Annotated in this window: 11 protein-coding genes; all 11 read left to right on the forward strand. The window is 62.7% G+C overall.

Annotated features, from left to right (window positions below; translation table 11 throughout):
• Positions 1-10 precede the first annotated feature (10 nt).
• The 11 genes from PV407_RS15430 (at position 11) to PV407_RS15480 (ending at position 16092) form a co-directional block, all read left to right on the forward strand.
• The gene (locus PV407_RS15430) at positions 11-2971 is read left to right on the forward strand and encodes an extracellular solute-binding protein (RefSeq protein ID WP_332090820.1); all 2961 of its coding nucleotides are present in this window, start codon (positions 11-13) and stop codon (positions 2969-2971) included.
• Complete coding sequence (locus PV407_RS15435; RefSeq protein WP_332090821.1) at positions 2961-3857, forward strand: carbohydrate ABC transporter permease; 897 nt, start codon at positions 2961-2963, stop codon at positions 3855-3857. The genes PV407_RS15430 and PV407_RS15435 overlap by 11 nt, the downstream gene beginning before the upstream one ends.
• Before the next feature lie 2 nt (positions 3858-3859).
• Positions 3860-4708 (forward strand): carbohydrate ABC transporter permease, encoded by an 849-nt coding sequence (locus PV407_RS15440; RefSeq protein ID WP_332090822.1) that lies wholly within the window; start codon positions 3860-3862, stop codon positions 4706-4708.
• Positions 4709-4721: 13 nt separating this feature from the next.
• Entirely contained in the window at positions 4722-6890 is a 2169-nt protein-coding gene (locus PV407_RS15445; protein ID WP_332090823.1) for an SMP-30/gluconolactonase/LRE family protein, read from the forward strand.
• Entirely contained in the window at positions 6887-9190 is a 2304-nt protein-coding gene (locus PV407_RS15450) for a DUF5696 domain-containing protein (protein ID WP_332090824.1), read from the forward strand. Before PV407_RS15445 ends, PV407_RS15450 begins: the two co-directional genes overlap by 4 nt.
• Positions 9187-10056, forward strand: coding sequence for a carbohydrate ABC transporter permease (locus PV407_RS15455; RefSeq protein ID WP_332090825.1), 870 nt, complete (start codon positions 9187-9189; stop codon positions 10054-10056). The genes PV407_RS15450 and PV407_RS15455 overlap by 4 nt, the downstream gene beginning before the upstream one ends.
• Before the next feature lie 18 nt (positions 10057-10074).
• On the forward strand, positions 10075-11040 hold the full coding sequence (locus tag PV407_RS15460) for a carbohydrate ABC transporter permease (RefSeq protein ID WP_332090826.1): 966 nt from the start codon (positions 10075-10077) through the stop codon (positions 11038-11040).
• Between the two features lie 36 nt (positions 11041-11076).
• Positions 11077-12441: an ABC transporter substrate-binding protein gene (locus PV407_RS15465; RefSeq protein WP_332090827.1), complete on the forward strand. Its 1365-nt coding sequence runs from the start codon at positions 11077-11079 to the stop codon at positions 12439-12441.
• A 42-nt stretch (positions 12442-12483) separates the two neighbouring features.
• Positions 12484-13839 (forward strand): ABC transporter substrate-binding protein, encoded by a 1356-nt coding sequence (locus PV407_RS15470; protein ID WP_332090828.1) that lies wholly within the window; start codon positions 12484-12486, stop codon positions 13837-13839.
• A 31-nt stretch (positions 13840-13870) separates the two neighbouring features.
• Entirely contained in the window at positions 13871-15193 is a 1323-nt protein-coding gene (locus tag PV407_RS15475) for an LLM class flavin-dependent oxidoreductase (protein WP_332090829.1), read from the forward strand.
• Positions 15194-15342: 149 nt separating this feature from the next.
• Entirely contained in the window at positions 15343-16092 is a 750-nt protein-coding gene (locus PV407_RS15480) for a polysaccharide deacetylase family protein (protein ID WP_332090830.1), read from the forward strand.
• Positions 16093-16181 lie beyond the last annotated feature (89 nt).

The raw sequence follows: 16181 nt of genomic DNA on the forward strand, positions 1-16181 counted from the left end.
CGTGATTCGAATGAGGCCGGGCGCTCGCAGCACGAAAGCGGTACTCATCCTCGCGGCAGCCGGATGGCTGGCCGCCTCGCAGCCGATTCCCGCGCCGTCCGCCGCGGCGGCGGAGTCCGCGCCGGCCGCGGCGACGGCCGATCGCGGGACGGAACGGGAGCTTGCCGCAGCGGACGGCGAGCCGCGCTTCGCCGAAGCGGCGGCGGAATGGGAGCGGCAGAGCGCGGGCAACGCGACCGTATCCGCAGCCGCAGGCGCGGCTCAGCTGACCGCCGTCTCCGACGCGGCGCGGATCGCGATCGGCGATTATGCGGGCAAGACGGGCGTGCTCGTCTGGAAGACGGCCGGCGCCGGCTGGTTCGAGCTGCGCGTCGACGTGCCGGAAACCGCCCTGTACGAAATCGCCGTATCGTACCGCCCCTTGACCGAGGACGGCGGCGCCGGCCCGATCCTGTGGGACGTTACGGTCGACGGAAAGCGGCAGTTCGCCGAATCGTCCCGGACGGCGCTGTACCGGACGTGGCGGGACGTCCGGCCGATCGTGACGAACGAAGACGGGGACCAAATACGTCCGCGGTCGAAAGACGTCTCGGACTGGTCCGAAAAAGCGCTCGTCGATTCGTCCGGCGCGTACGCCGAGCCGCTGCAGTGGCATTTCGCCAAAGGGAGCCATGTCGTCCGGTTCGCCGGAGCCGAGCCGGTCGCGGTCGAACATATCCGGCTACGGCCGAAGACGATCGTCGCGCCATACGCGGAAGTATCCGCCGCCTATCCGGACGATCCGCCGGCGAAGGCGCCCGCCGTGACGATTCAGGCCGAGCAGCTGGACGGCAAAAACGATACGGCGATCAAGCTGTACTCCGACCGCAACCCGCGCACCGTGCCGCGCGCCAAAGGGCGCATTACGTACAATACCGTCGGCGGCGTTCGCTGGGTCGAGCAAAACCAGGAAATTACGTGGACGTTCGAAGCGCCGGAGGACGGCAACTATCGGATCGGCTTCCGCACGCTGCAAAACGCGGTATCGCAAAAAACGTCGTTCCGCACCGTCCGCATCGACGGCCAAGTGCCGTTCCGCGAATGGCTCGCCTACGGCTTCCCTTATGCCGCCGGCTGGAAGGGCCGGGTGCTCGGCGAGCCGGACGGCAAGCCGCACCTCGTCCGGTTAAGCAAAGGGACGCATACGCTGTCGCTCGCCGTCACGCACGCCCCCGTCGAGCCGTTGATCGCCGGCATCGAGTCGCTCATCCGCACGCTCGACGCGATCGACTGGGAGCTGCGGTCGCTGGCGGGGCCCGTCGTCGACCGGAACCGGACGTGGACCATGGAGCGCGATTTTCCCGGACTGACGGAGAAGCTGGAGCGGACGGCGGTCGCCATGGAGGAGCTGTCGGCGCAGGCGATCCGCGTAAACGGAAGCAAAGATTCGATCAGCCAAGGGCTGCTCGCGACGGCGAAAGATATCCGGACGCTGCTCCGCAAGCCGGAGGACATTCCGTACAACGTCAAAGAAATCGGTGCGATGCGGGACAAGTTCGGCACGTTTATCGAAACGCTGCTGAAGCAGCCGCTTCAGCTCGACGAAATTTATATCGTGCCGGAAAGCGCGCCGATGCCGGCGGCGGAGGCGTCGCTGTGGAGCCGCATCCGGGGCGGTCTCGCCAACTTCGTCTATTCGTTCGACGGCCGGGACAGCATGACGAAGCTGGACGACGGCAAGCTGAACGTCTGGGTGCAGCGGGGCAGAGATTACGTCGATCAGCTGCAGCAGCTAGCCGACGAGAAGTTTACGCCGGATACCGGCATCCGGGTGAAGGTGAACCTGATGGCGAATCCGGAGCTGCTGCTCATGTCGAACGCGGCCGGCGTGCAGCCGGATATCGCGCTCGGGCTGGCGCAGGATTTGCCCGTCGATTTGGCGATTCGCGGCAGCTTGACCGATTTGACGCGGTTTGCCGATTTTCGTTCGTTCTACGACCGGTTCAGCCCCGGCTCTTGGCTGCCGCTCGCGTACGACGGAGGGTACTACGGCGTGCCGGAGACGCAATCGTTTCAGGTGCTGTTTTACCGCGACGATATCATGAAAAAGCTCGGTCTGGCCGTACCGCAAACGTGGGAAGACGTGTACGACCTGCTGCCGACGCTGCAGCAAAACGACATGAATTTTTACGTCAATCCGAGCCAATTTTCCCACTTTTTCTATCAGAATAATGTGGAATTTTACGAGCCGAACGGCTTGAAAACGGCGCTCGACAAGCCGGAATCGTTCCGCGCGTTCAAGCAGTGGACCGATCTGTTCAACACGTACGCCGTCGAGCGCGAAGTGCCGAGCTTTTACCAGCATTTCCGCGACGGAACGATGCCGATCGGCATATCCGACTACAACATGTACGTGCAGCTGGCCGCCGCCGCGCCGGAGCTGTCCGGCCGATGGAGCATCGCACTCATGCCCGGCGTGAGGCAGAAGGACGGCACGATCAGCCGCTGGGCGGGCGGAGGGCAGCGAACGGGCGTCATATTCGCGAAATCGCGCAAGCAGGAGCAGGCGTGGCGGTTTTTGACCTGGTGGCTGTCGGCCGACATTCAGCGGCAGTACGGCGCCGATTTGGAGGCGGTGAACGGGGTCGCCTTCCGCTGGAACACGTCCAACGTGGAGGCGTTCGCCCGGCTTCCCTGGAAAAGAGAGGATGCGCAGGTGATACTCGGTCAATGGAAATGGTACAAGGACATTCCGAACGTGCCGGGAGGCTACTTCCTGGAACGGGAGACGAACAACGCCTGGGTTCGGACGGTCGTCGGCACGACGAACTACCGGGCTTCGCTGGAGCAGACGGTGCGGGACATCAACCGCGAGCTGCGCCGGAAGCAGGAGGAGTTCGGCTTTATCGACCGCGACGGCAACCGGGTGAAGCCGCTGGACATTCCGGTCGTCTCGCAGCCGTGGGAAGGAACGGACCGCTATGTGGAGTAAGCTGTGGGCGTCGCGAATGTCGTATTTGTTTATCGCGCCGTTCATGCTGGTCTTCGTCGCCTTCATCGTCGTCCCGGTCGTTACGGCGATCGGTCTCAGCCTTACGTATTACAACGCGGTTTCGTCCCCCGTTTTTATCGGCTGGAGCAATTTTCAATACTTGATATCGCAAGATTTGCTGTTTCTGAAATACGCGCTGCCGAACACGTTCAAGTTCGCCGTCATCGTCGGCCCCGGCGGCTATGCCGCGGCGTTCGCGCTCGCCTGGCTCATCTCGATGCTCGGCCCGGGGCTGCGCAAATGGGTCGCGCTGGCGATGTATACGCCGTCGCTGACGGTCGGCATCGCGATGACGATCATTTGGCTGCCGATGCTTTCCGGAGACCGGATCGGCTATTTGAACAGCTTCCTGCTGAACCAGGGATGGATCGACGTGCCGAAGCTGTGGGTGACCGATCCGAAGCTGCTGATGAACTCGATGATCGGCGTCACGCTCTGGTCGAGCATGGGCGTCGGCTTTCTCGCCATGCTGGCCGGCATTCTGAACGTCGATCCGATCTTGTACGAGGCCGGCAAAATCGACGGCATCCGCAGCCGGCTGCAGGAGGTGTGGTACATCACGATTCCGTCGATGAAGCCGCAAATGCTGTTCGGCGCCGTCATGGCGATCGTCACGACGTTCAAGACGGGAGCGATCGGCGTCGAGCTGTCCGGCAAAAATCCGACGCCGGAATACGCCGGCCACCTGATCGTGAACCATATTCACGACTACGGCTTCATCCGGTTCGAGATGGGCTACGCGGCCGCCGTTTCCGTCTTTTTGCTGGCGCTGATGTACGTCTCGAACCGACTGAGCTGGCGGTTGTTCGGGACGAAGGAGGGATAAGCGTGAAACGAAAATGGCGTCCGTCCCGGCTCGCGCTCGTCGTCTTTTTGCTGCTGTTTTCCGCCTTCATGCTGCTGCCGATCGCGTACATGTTCAATCACGCGTTCAAGCCGCACCACGAGCTGTTCGTCTATCCACCGAACTTTTTCGTGCGGGAGCCGACCGTTCAAAACGTTATCGAGCTGGCTTGGGTGACGTCGAATTCGATCGTGCCGCTGTCGCGCTATTTGTTCAACAGCGCGATCGTCTCGCTCGCCACGGTCGCGCTGGCGACGGCGACGAGCGCCCTGTGCGCGTACGCGCTCGCCAAGCACGTGTTTCCGGGCCGCGCGTTCATCTTCGCGTCGATCGTGCTCATGCTCATGTTCGCGCCGGAGGTGGTGCAAATTCCGCGCTACCTTGTCGTCAGCGGCCTCGGCCTGATGAATTCGTACTTCGGGCATATTCTGCCGATGCTCGCCATGCCGGTCGGCGTCTTCCTGCTCAAGCAGTTTATGGAGCAAATTCCGAACGCGCTGCTCGAATCGGTGCGGCTGGACGGAGGGAACGAATGGACGGTTTTTACGCGCATCGTCGTTCCGATCTGCATGCCGGCCGTCGCAACGGTCGCGATTCTCGCGTTCCAAGGCTCGTGGAGCAACGTGGAAACGTCGTCGTTTTTCATGCAGGACGACGAGATGAAGACGTTCCCGTTCTTCCTGTCGACGCTAACGAACAACCTCGCGAACAACGTCGCGCGCCAAGGGGCGGCCGCGGTGGCGGCGCTCGTCATCCTCGTGCCGAACTTGATCTTTTTCGTCGTCCTGCAGCGAAGAGTCATCGATACGATGGCGCATTCCGGCATCAAATGAGGAGGTGGACAGCGTGCATCAGTTCGTTCGGCGGACGGCGCGCGCGGCGGCCGCCGCATCGCTGGCGGCGCTGCTGGCGTCCGCGGCGTGCCCGGCGTCCGCGGGCGCGTTTACGCCGTATACGACGTACTACGAGGACGGCTACGGCAAGCCGGCGCAAATCCAGCCCGCCTACAAGCCGGCGGGCGTCGTCGGCCGCGGCCCGGCTTCGGAGGAGGCGGCGAAGCCGGAAACGGCGGGGGCCGAAACCGCGCCGGCGTTCCCCTCCGCCGGGCTGAACCAGCCGCAAGATTTGTTCGTCGACGGCCGCGACCATCTGTATATCGCCGATACCGGCAATAACCGGATCGTCCATTTGGACGACGCCGGGCGGCTCGTCGCCGTCCTGGAGCCGAAGGAAAGTCCGCTGAGCCGCCCGAGCGGGCTGTTCGTCGACAAGGACGGGGCCGTCTACGTCGCCGACACCGGCAACGGGCGCGTCGCGAAGCTGGACGCGTCCGGCAAGCTGCTGCGCGAATACAGGCGGCCGGAAACGAGCCAACTGCCTGCCTCGTTCAAATACGAGCCGACGAAGCTCGTCGTCGACAAGCGCGGTTTTTTGTACATCGTGACGCTCGGCGCCGTCGAAGGGCTGCTGCAGCTCGATCCGGACGGCCGGTTCCAACGTTTTTTCGGCTCGAACAAGGTCGCCTTCTCGCTGTTCGATTCGTTCAAGCGGCTCGTCTACACGCGCGAAATGTACCGGCGGGAGCTCGCCAAGCTGCCGGGAGCGACCGTGAACGCGGCGATCGACCGCGACGGGTTCGTCTATACGGTGACGAAGGATATCAAGACGGATCAGGTGAAAAAGCTGAACATCGCCGGCTTGAACCAGCTCGAATCGAGAGGGGAGTTCGCTTCGGCGAAGCGCGATTCGTTCGGCGAAGCCGGCTGGTGGGCCGATCGCCAGACGCCGCCGCAGCTGCAGGATATCGCCGTCGACCCGGACGGGAACATGTCCGTCGTCGATGCGGTGACCGGCACGATCAGTCAATACGACGCGAACGGCAGCCTGCTGTTTTATTGGGGCGGACCGGAAATCGCGGCGACGTCGAAGCTCGGCGTCGTGAAATCGGCGGCGGCGATCGCGGCCACGTCGAAGGGCGAGCTGCTTGTTCTGGACGGCGCCAACGGCCTCGTCCAAGCGTTCCGCCCGACCGAATTCGGCTCGCTCGTTCATCGCGCGAGCAAGCTGACCCGGGAAGGGCGCTACGCGGAAAGCGAGCCGCTGTGGCGGGAGGCGGTGCGGCTGGACGCCTACTATACGCCGGCGCTGATCGGGTTGGCGAAGGCGGCCTACAACGGGGAGCGGTACAAGGAGGCGCAGGCGCTGTTTTTCCGGGCGGGCGTCCGCGAAGGCTATTCCGACGCCTTCTGGCAAACGCGGCTCGTCTGGTTCCAGCGGCATTTCGCGCCGCTCATGAATGCAGCGGCCGCCGCCCTGCTCGTCCTCTTCCTCGCCGACAGACTGACGCGGCGGTCGCCGTTCCGCGAACGCGTGCGGAGGCGGCTGCGCGACCGGTCCGGCTTCGCGGGGCAGCTGCGCCATGCGGGGGATTTGCTCCGCCATCCGATCGACGGCTTCCGCGCGATCCGCCACGACGGCAAGGCGGGGCTCGCAAGCAGCGCGCTCGCCCTGGGGCTCGCGCTCGCCTCCTTTTCGTTCATGAAGGCGGAAACCGGCTTCGCGTTCAACCCGGCCGTCTATACGGGCGTGAAGCTCGGACCGCTGCTCGCGCAATTCGTCGCCGTCTGGACCGGCTGGGTCGTCTCGAACTTTCTCGTCAGCTCGCTGATGCGGGGGGAAGGGCGGCTGCGGGACGTATGCTTCGGCAGCGCGTACGCGCTCCTTCCGCTCATCGTCGTCGGCGTTCCGCTCACGCTGCTGTCGCGGGCGTTCACGCTGAGCGAGCAGGCGATATTCGGCTTCGCGCAAATCGCCCTGATCGGCTGGACGGCGCTGTTCTTTTTCTGGATGGTGCAGGGGATTCAAAACTATTCGGTCGGAGAAGCCGCCCTGAACATCGCCTTCTCGCTGCTCGCGTTCGCCGCGCTCGGCATACTGCTGTTCACGTTCGTCAGCCTGAGCGGCGAGCTGGCCGGCTTCGTCTATTCGCTGTACCAGGAGGTGGTGATCCGGTGACGAAACCGAAAGGGCCGCGGGCGCCGAAGCTGCGCAAGCCGACCGATTTCCGCCCGCCGCTCGCCTTGCTCGGCGCGGCCGCCGCGCTTGCCGCCGCCGTCTGGCTCGGCGCGCAAATATGGAGCTGGCAGCAGCCGCCCGCGCCGAAGAAGGAGGCGGGGCAGGCGGCGACGTTCGCCGCCCCGGCCGGCGCCGCGCTGCCGCCGGAGCTTCCGGCGGAGGAGCGGTTCGCGCCGGTCGCCGAAACGGCGTCGCTCCGTCTGCTCGCCGACAGCAAGACCGGGCATTTCCAGCTCGTCGACAAGACGACCGGGCACGTGACGCGATCGTATCCGGACCCGCGCTATTGGGCCGGCGAGACGCTCCCGGCCGGCTGGAAAAACAATTTGCTGTCCCCCGTCGTGATCGAGTACGCCAACATCGCCAATTACAAATCGGCGTCGAAAACGGTCGGCCTGATCGGCGAGGACGGCTACGTGGAATCGTTCCAACCGACGTCCGCCGGGTTCCGGGCGACGTTCGTATTCGGCAAAGGGCAGTTCAAAATACCGGTCGAGGTCGCGATCAAGGAACGTTACGTGGAAACGACGATCATGGACGACGGCATCGTCGAAGGCGGCGGCTTCAGCCTGCTGAACGCCAAGCTGTATCCGTTGTTCGGCAGCCAGCCGTCGTACGGCCAGGACGGCTACTTGCTCGTGCCGGACGGTCCCGGGGCGCTCATCCGCTTCCGCAGCGACCGGATGATGCCGCAGCTCGTCTACAACGAGAGCATCTACGGAAGCGACGCCTCCTTCTACAGCGAAAACGCGGCGCGCCAGCCGGCGTCGCTGCCGGTGTTCGGCCTGAAGTCCGGCGATCGAAGCTTTCTCGCCGTCGTGACCGAGGGGGCCGAAACGGCGAACGTGTACGCCGCGCCTTCGGGAGCGGTCGGCATCTCCAATTGGGTGACGGCCGAATGGCAGTACCGGAAACGGTATTTCCAAAGCGTCAGCAAAAGCACGAACGAAGGCTTTTTCACGTACGGCAAAGACATGCTCGCCGCGCCCCGCCGCACGATACGGTACTACATGCTCGACCCGGGGGCGGGCGATTACGTCGGAATGGCCGCCGCGTACCGGTCGCATTTGACCGGGGAGATGAAGCTGCGGCCGCTGAAGCCGTCCGAGAACGGCATTCCGCTCTACGTCGACATCGTCGGCGGCGATATCGAGAAAGGGCTGCTGCTGGATCGATACCGGGCGGCGACGCCGACGTCGGAAGCGATCCGGCTCGTCCGCGACCTGCGCGACGCCGGCGTCCGCAACATGACGGTCCATTATGCGGGCTGGCAGTCGGACGGCTACAGCGCGCACGGCCGTTACTTTCCGGTCGAGCCGAAGCTCGGCGGCGACGAAGGGATGAAAGCGTTCATCGACTTCGCCCATTCGCTGAACGTGCCGGTGTTTTTGACGGCGAACTACACGGTCCGTAACGACTCACGGGGCTTTTGGCGGCGTCGCGACGGCTTGCGGGACTTGGCCGGCAACGTGCTGGAGACGAGGCGCGGCGGCGGGCGGGAGCCGGATACGCTCGTCAGCGCGGGATTTTACCGCAAGGCGGTCGCGGCCGATTTGCCGAAATACCGCAGCCTCGGTGCCGACGGGATCTATTTCGAGGACGGCATCGGCCGGCAAGCCGCCACCGACTTCAACGGGCGCTATCCGGCAAGCCGCGGCGACGCGATCGCCATCCAGCGCCAGGTGCTGCTCGAAACGAAGGAAGCGCTCGGCGCGGTGACGGCGAACGGCGCGAGCGCGTTCGCGTTCGACCGGGTGAGCCATATTCCGCGGCTGGCCGACGACTATTCGCACGACATTTTTATCGACGAGGCGGTGCCCTTCGTCCAAATCGCCCTGCACGGGCTGATCGCGTATTCCGGGGAGCGGTCCAATTTGCGCGGAGACTCGCGCGCCGAATTTTTGCGCAGCATCGAGTACGGGGCGTATCCGGCGTACGTGTTCACGAGCGCGCCGTCCGATCTGCTGAAGCGCTCGTATTCCGTCTGGTATTACAGCCTGAACTACGCCGATTGGCTCGCCTCCTTGACGGAGGAATACCGGAGAAGCAACGAGGCGCTGGCGGCCGTGCAGGACAAGGCGATCACGGGCCATCGAAGCTTGGCGCCGAACGTGAAGGAAACGACGTACGAGGGCGGCTACCGGATCGTCGTCAACTACAACGAAACGGACTATGCCGCCGGCGGCCTCCGGGTGCCGGGCCAAAATTTCGCCATCGTCAAGGGAGAAGCCGCGCCATGAAACTTGCCGACAAAATAAGCACGTCGACGCTTCGCAAGCTGGAAGGCTCGATGTTCATCGCCCCGTGGATATTCGGCTTTTTCGCCTTCGTCGCCTATCCGCTCGGCTACTCGCTCTACATGAGCTTTTATCAGGTGCGAATTACGGTCAATTCGGTCGTGTACACGTACGTGGGGCTCCGAAACTACAAAGAAATCGTCGTCTCGAACGGCAGCCTGCTGTACAACGACCTGCTTCCGTTTTTGCGCGAAGCGGCGATGATGATTCCGATCATCCTCGTATTTTCGCTGCTCGTCGCGATTTTGCTGAACGTCCGGTTCCGCGGGCGGACGCTGTTCCGCATCCTGTTCTTTTTGCCGGTCATTTTCTCGTCCGGCCAAATCGTTCAGGAGTTCATCAATCAGGGCGAAGGATCGCTCATGGTCATGAAGGCGCTGAAAATCGACGACTATTTGCGCGACTACGTTCCCGGCGCGTGGGCGAAGCCGATTCAGACGGTGCTCGGCTCGTTCGTGCTCGTGCTCTGGTATTCGGGCGTGCAAATCCTGATCTTCCTAGCGGGCCGGCAAACGCTGCCGGCGGCGACGTACGAGGCGGCGCGCATCGACGGCTCGACGCCGTGGAACACGTTCTGGAAAATTACGCTGCCGGGTCTCGTGCCGTATATGTTTTTGAACTTGATGTACACCGTCGTCGATCTGTTTACGTTTCCGTCCAATCCGATCGTCAGCAAAGTGAACACGACGAATTACGGCAGCTCGAGCGCGCTCGCCTGGATTTATTTTACGATCGTCCTGCTGTTCGTCGGTCTGGCGATGCTGCTGTACGACCGGGTCGACAAGGCGCTGGCCGGAAGCCGGACGTAGGAAGGGAGGACGCAAGCGATGCAGCTGCAAAAGAGCGGCCGCGCGCGCCGGTTTGCCGGGGAAACGGCGCGGAGCCGGATCGAATGGATGAAATACCGGGTCGTCGGCGCGGAATTGGACAATGGCATTCTGTTCAAGGCGCTGCTGTACGTCATCTTGATCAATGTGGCGTTTATTTACGTCAAGCCGATTTTGTACATGGCGACGACGATGGTCAAAGACGCGAAAAACATTCTCGATCCGACCGTCATCTGGGTGCCGAAATCGCTTTACTTCGGCCATCTGGCGGAGGCGACGCGGCTGCTGAATTACGCGAAAAGCTTTGTCATCAGCGTTTCGCTGTCGGCGTCGGTCTCGGTGCTGCAGCTGTTCTCGTGCGCCGTCGCCGGATACGCGTTCGCCCGTCTCGACTTTCCGCTCAAGCCGCTGTGGACCGCGCTGCTGCTGTTCACGTTCATCATGCCGCCGCAGGTCGTCATTTTGCCGTCGATCATGCTGTTCAAAGGGTTCGGCTGGATGGACACGTTTTTGCCGATGGTCGTCCCGGCGCTGTTCGGGCACGGGCTGAAAGGGGCGATGTTCGTCATCATTTACCGCTCGTTTTACGCGAGCCTGCCGAAGGAGCTGGACGAGGCGGCGCGCATGGACGGCGCGAACGGCGTCAAGCTGTTTTTCCGCGTCATGTTTCCGCTGTCCAAGTCGGCGATCGTCGTCGTCGTGCTGTTCTCGTTCGTCTGGAACTGGAACGATTTTTATTTGCCGTCGATTTTCATGTTCACGGCCGAACACGTGCCGCTGTCGATCACGCTGGCGAGGCTGGCGGCGGAGCTGAAGCAGGCGGCCGGCGCGGGGGAAATGACCGTGTTCGCGGAGTCGATCAAGATGGCGGCGGCGTTTCTCATTATCGTCCCGCTGCTGCTCGTTTACTTTTTCGCCCAGCGCTGGTTCATCGAAGGGGTCGAGCGCACGGGGCTCGTGGAGTAACCATTTTCAACTATCCGGTACAGGAGTGTCGAACCAATGAAAAGAGCAACTCAAGCATGGAGCCTCGTGCTGCTGGCCGGCCTGCTCGCCTCGTGCGGCAAGGAGGCCGGCACGGCGGCGGTGGCGGAGGAAAGTCCGGCCGGGACGTCCGGCGACGCGAAAAGTTTCAAAAAGCTCGGCGACGAGCCGTTGAAGCTGACGTTTTACAGCACGAGCGGCACGTTTCCGGACGTCGAGTTCAACACGCTGATCGCGGCCCCGATTCGCGGCAAATATCCGAACGTGACGATCGAGCGGATTACGCCCGCCGCGCAGACGACGAACGAGGAGGTGCTGTCGACGTATACGCCGGACATCATCTACTCGTCGTCCTCGTCGCACCAGCGGATCGTCCGGACAGGCGCCTACGAAGATTTGCGGCCTTACATCAAGCGGTTCGGGTTCGACGAATCGCGTCTCAAGCCGATTTTGTACGACTATATCAAGGAAATGACGAAAGGGAAGGGCGACGCGATTTTGGCGATCCCGTTCAACGCGAACCAGCACGTGCTGTATTACAACAAAGACATTTTCGACAAGTTCGGCGTGGCGTATCCGACGGATAAACAACAGACGTGGGACGAGGTGCTGGATATGGCCCGCAAGCTGACGCGAACGGAAGGCGGCAAACGATACGTCGGGCTTTCCGTCGACAATTTGACCGGACTCGCGAAGGGGCTCGGCCTGACGTACGTCGACCGGACGACGGGCAAGGCGGCGCTCGACACGCCGGAGTGGCGGCGAATATTCGATCTGAACAAAAACATATTCGAAATTCCCGGCTATATCGGGCCGGACAAAAAATGGAACTACACGCGCGAGGACTTTTACAAAGAACAGACGGTCGGCATCCGGGTGACGTGGCTGGCGAACCATATCGGCCCGATGGAGGAGCTGCGCCGGCAGGGCGTCGAGTTCAACTGGGACATCGCGCCGGCTCCGAACTTCGCCGACCGGCTCGGCCAAACGCGGGAAGCGCAAATCCATTCGCTGTCCGTCAACAGCAAAAGCAAGCATAAGGAGGAGGCGTTCCAGGTGATCGCCGAAATTTTGTCGGACGACGGCCAGCGCATCCTGGCGCGGAACGGCCGCGTGCCGGCGATTATCAATCCGGAGCTTAGGCAGCAATTCGGACTCGACATTCCGGTGCTGAAAGGGAAAAAGGTGCAAAACGTATTCGTCGGCGAGCCGCTTCAGGAACATTTCGTCCATCCGTTCGAGCTGGAAATCGCGGCGCGGCTGACCGACGCGGCGGCCGATCTCGCCGTGGGCGGCCTCGACGTCAACTCGGCGATCCGCAAGGCGACGGAAGCGATCAACAAAGACGTCGAAACGCTGAAAACGACGATCGGCAATCCATAACGGGCGGGGCTGACCCGCCCGACCGAAAGGCGGTGCACGACGATGATCAAACGAATGGCGGCGGCCTGCGCGCTGCTGACGGCGCTGCTGCCGGCAGCCTGCTCTCCCCCCGATTCCTCCGGAAACGGAACGTCCGCGCGGGACAAGGAACCGGCCTCGGCCTTCTCCGGCAAAAAGCTCGGCGAGACGCCGCTCAAGCTGACGCTGTACAGCACGGGCGCCACGTTTACCGATACCGAATTCGCCACGCTGATCGCCGGTCCGATCCGTAAGAAATATCCGAACGTGACGATCGAGCGCATACAGCCGTCGACGACGGCCACTCCGGAGGAGGTGCTGTCGACGTATACGCCGGACCTCCTATTCGGCGTGCTGCAGCAGCGCGTCCTGCGCACCGGCGCTTACGAGGATTTGCGGGAGCTGATCAAGCTTCACCGGTTTGACGAAAACCGGTTGAAGCCGGTCGGCTACGAGTACGTGAAGGACATTACGAAGGATAAGGGCGGCGCGATTCTCGCCATTCCGTTCAACATCAACCAGCACGTCATGTATTACAACAAGGACATTTTCGACAAGTTCGGCGTTCCGTACCCGACCGACAAGCAGATGACGTGGGATGAGGCGGTCGAGCTCGGCGCGAAGCTGACGCGAACGGCAGGCGGCGTCCATTACGTCGGCCTCGTCCCCGACAATTTGGCCGGTATCGCCAAATCGTTCGAAAATCCGGTGCTCGACCGGAAAACGGGCAAGGCGGCCATCGACACGCCGGACTGGCGGCGCGTATTCGAGCTGCAAAAAAAGATTTTCGAGACGCCGGGCTACATTACCGCCGACAAAACGTGGAACTGGACGCGCGACCATTTCATGAAAGACCAGACGATCGGCATGCGCGTCGCGTGGCTGGCCAATATGGTCGGTCCGCTGGAGGAGCTGCGGCAGCAGGGCGTCGAGTTCAACTGGGACATCGCGCCGGCGCCGAACTTCGCCGACCGGCTCGGCACGACGCGCGGCGCGCAGGTGCACGCGCTGTCCGTCAACAGCCGGAGCAAGCATAAGGACGAGGCGTTCCAGGTGATCGCCGAAATATTGTCGGACGACGGACAGCGCGTCATCGCCCGCAACGGGCGGGTGCCGGCCGTCGTCAACCCGGAGCTGCAGAAGGAGTACGGGCTCGACATCCCGGTGCTGAAAGGGAAAAGCGTGCAAAACGTGTTTATCGGCAAGCCGCTGCAGGAGCATTATATTCATCCGTACGAATCGAACATTACGGTGCGGCTGACCGAGGCGACGGAAGATTTGGCGATCAAAGGGCTCGACGTCAATGCGGCGATCCGCAAAGCGACGGAGGCGATCAACAAGGACGTCGAGACGCTGCGGACGACGCTGGGCGAATTTTGAGCCGCACCCGATCGGAAAAGGAGCGAAGACGATGAGCAAAGCGGAACGCAAGCTGCATTTCAACGTGTTTTTGAGAGGAACCGGACATCATGCCGGCGCCTGGCGCCATCCCGACGCGCATCCCGAGTTGGAGCTCGATATCGATTACTTGGCCGGGCTCGCGCGGATCGGCGAACGCGGACTGCTCGACGCCGTCTTTCTCGCCGACGGTTATACGGGGGCGACGAACAAGCTGGAGCCGTTCACGCAGCTCGCCGCGCTGGCGGCCGTCACGGAGCGGATCGGGCTGATCGCCACCGTCGGCACCGTATACAACGAGCCGTTCCACGTCGCCCGGCAGTTCGCCTCGCTCGACCATATCAGCGGCGGGCGCGCCGGCTGGAACATCGTCACCGGGGCCGGCTCGGCCGCCCACAATTTCGGCAGGGAGGAGCATCCGCCGCTGGCGGAGCGGTACGAAAGCGGAGAGGAGTTCGTCGAAGTCGCGAAGCAGCTGTGGGACAGCTGGGAGGACGACGCGCTCGTGTTCGACAAGCAGGCCGGGGTGCAAGTTGCGCCGGGCAAAGTGCACGAGATCCGGTTCCGGGGGAAATCGTACTCCGTCCGCGGGCCGCTCAATATTCCGCGGCCGCCGCAAGGGTATCCGGTGCTCGTACAGGCCGGGTCGTCGGAGGCGGGCAAGGAGCTGGCGGCGAAAACGGCGGAGGTCGTTTTTACGGCGCAGCAGACGTTCGGAGCGGCGCGCGAGTTTTACGCCGACGTCAAGTCGCGGCTCGGCAAATACGGCCGTACCCGGGACGACCTGATTATCATGCCCGGCTTCGCGCCGATCATCGCCGATACGGAAGCGGAAGCGAAGGAGCTGGAGGAGGAATTGTTCGGGCTGCTCGACAAGGAGGCGGCGCTGCGGCATTTGTCCCACTACTTTACGGTCGACTTGTCCGGCTATCCGCTGGACGGTCCGGTGCCGCTCGACAAGGCGAAGCCGTACGGCTCGATCGCGACCGGCATTACGAGCCGGCATGAGGTCGTCGTCGACGCGGCGCGCCGGGACGGGATGACGCTGCGCCAGTTCGTCAACCGCAGCGCGGGCGGGCACGGCCATATTACGTTTACCGGCTCGGTGCTGCAGGCGGCCGATTTCATCGAACGATGGTTCCGCGGCGACGCGGCGGACGGCTTCAACCTGCTGCCGCAGCTGTTTCCGTCGGGGCTTGCGATTATCGCCGACAAGCTCATCCCGGAGCTGCAAAACCGCGGCTTGTTCCGTACCGCCTACGAGGGGCGCACGCTTCGCGAAAATCTCGGCCTCGCCCGGCCGGCCAATACGCGCCATCCCGCCGCGAGCGGGTGAAGGGACGCGGGAAAGCCTCCGGCCCGCCCGCGCCGCGCCGTCTGAAACGGCGAACGAGTAAGGATGTCAATTTCCGGATATATTACCAGTAGCCTTTATCCGCGCCAAAACGAAATCAGAGATGAGCTTCGGGCTCTGAAGGAGATACGATGGGCACGTTCCGGAAAACGATCCTACTTGCCGCCTGCTTGACAGCGACGGCGTTCGCCAGGGCCGATGCCGCCCCGGAAAAAAAAGGCCGCGACTATTACGAAACGCGCGGCGAAATCGTATGGGAGGTGCCGACCGAGCAGAAGGTGATCGCGCTGACGTTCGACGACGGCCCGGATCCGGTCGATACGCCGGCCATATTGGAGCTGCTGAGGCAGTACGGGGCGAAGGCGACGTTTTTCGTCGTCGGCCAGCGCGTCGACAAGTTTCCCGACATCGTCCGCAGGGAGATGGAGGAAGGGCACGAAATCGCCAACCATACGTTCACCCACAATTATATGAACGGGCGGAAGCATTCGGCCGACCGGATTGCGGACGAAATCATGAAAACCGAACAAAGCATCGTCCGCGTGACCGGCAAAAAGCCGCACTTGTTTCGTCCGCCGGGTGGATATTACAACGATCAGGTCGTCGGCGCGTCCAAAACGACCGGGTACAAGGTCGTCATGTGGTCGTGGCATCAGGATACGGAAGATTGGAGCACGCCGGGCGTCGGCAAAATCGTGAACAAAGTGCTGAAAAACGCCCGCAACGGCGATATCGTGCTGTTTCACGATTATGTGGAAGGGAAGACGCAGACGGTCGAGGCGCTGAGGCAAATTTTGCCGCAATTGAAGGAGCGCGGCTTCCGGTTCATCACGGTTTCCGAGCTGCTCACGCACCGGAAGGCGGCCGCGGTCGAAAATTAGACGACGGCTCGGGCGAAAATGCCGCAATCGCCCGGAATATATTCGCGTTTCCCGAATATACTGGATTTTGTGTTGAAAATATGGTTTGG

Origin of the sequence: Paenibacillus sp. GYB003 (genome assembly GCF_036577625.1) — a bacterium.
GTDB lineage: Bacteria > Bacillota > Bacilli > Paenibacillales > NBRC-103111 > Paenibacillus_AB.

What these genes read in the sequence shown, in the direction of transcription:
- PV407_RS15430 (WP_332090820.1), top strand. Translation starts at nt 11, where the DNA reads ATGAGGCCGGGCGCTCGCAGCACGAAAGCGGTACTCATCCTCGCGGCA.
- PV407_RS15435 (WP_332090821.1), top strand. Translation starts at nt 2,961, where the DNA reads ATGTGGAGTAAGCTGTGGGCGTCGCGAATGTCGTATTTGTTTATCGCG.
- PV407_RS15455 (WP_332090825.1), top strand. Translation starts at nt 9,187, where the DNA reads ATGAAACTTGCCGACAAAATAAGCACGTCGACGCTTCGCAAGCTGGAA.
- PV407_RS15460 (WP_332090826.1), top strand. Translation starts at nt 10,075, where the DNA reads ATGCAGCTGCAAAAGAGCGGCCGCGCGCGCCGGTTTGCCGGGGAAACG.
- PV407_RS15465 (WP_332090827.1), top strand. Translation starts at nt 11,077, where the DNA reads ATGAAAAGAGCAACTCAAGCATGGAGCCTCGTGCTGCTGGCCGGCCTG.
- PV407_RS15470 (WP_332090828.1), top strand. Translation starts at nt 12,484, where the DNA reads ATGATCAAACGAATGGCGGCGGCCTGCGCGCTGCTGACGGCGCTGCTG.
- PV407_RS15475 (WP_332090829.1), top strand. Translation starts at nt 13,871, where the DNA reads ATGAGCAAAGCGGAACGCAAGCTGCATTTCAACGTGTTTTTGAGAGGA.
- PV407_RS15480 (WP_332090830.1), top strand. Translation starts at nt 15,343, where the DNA reads ATGGGCACGTTCCGGAAAACGATCCTACTTGCCGCCTGCTTGACAGCG.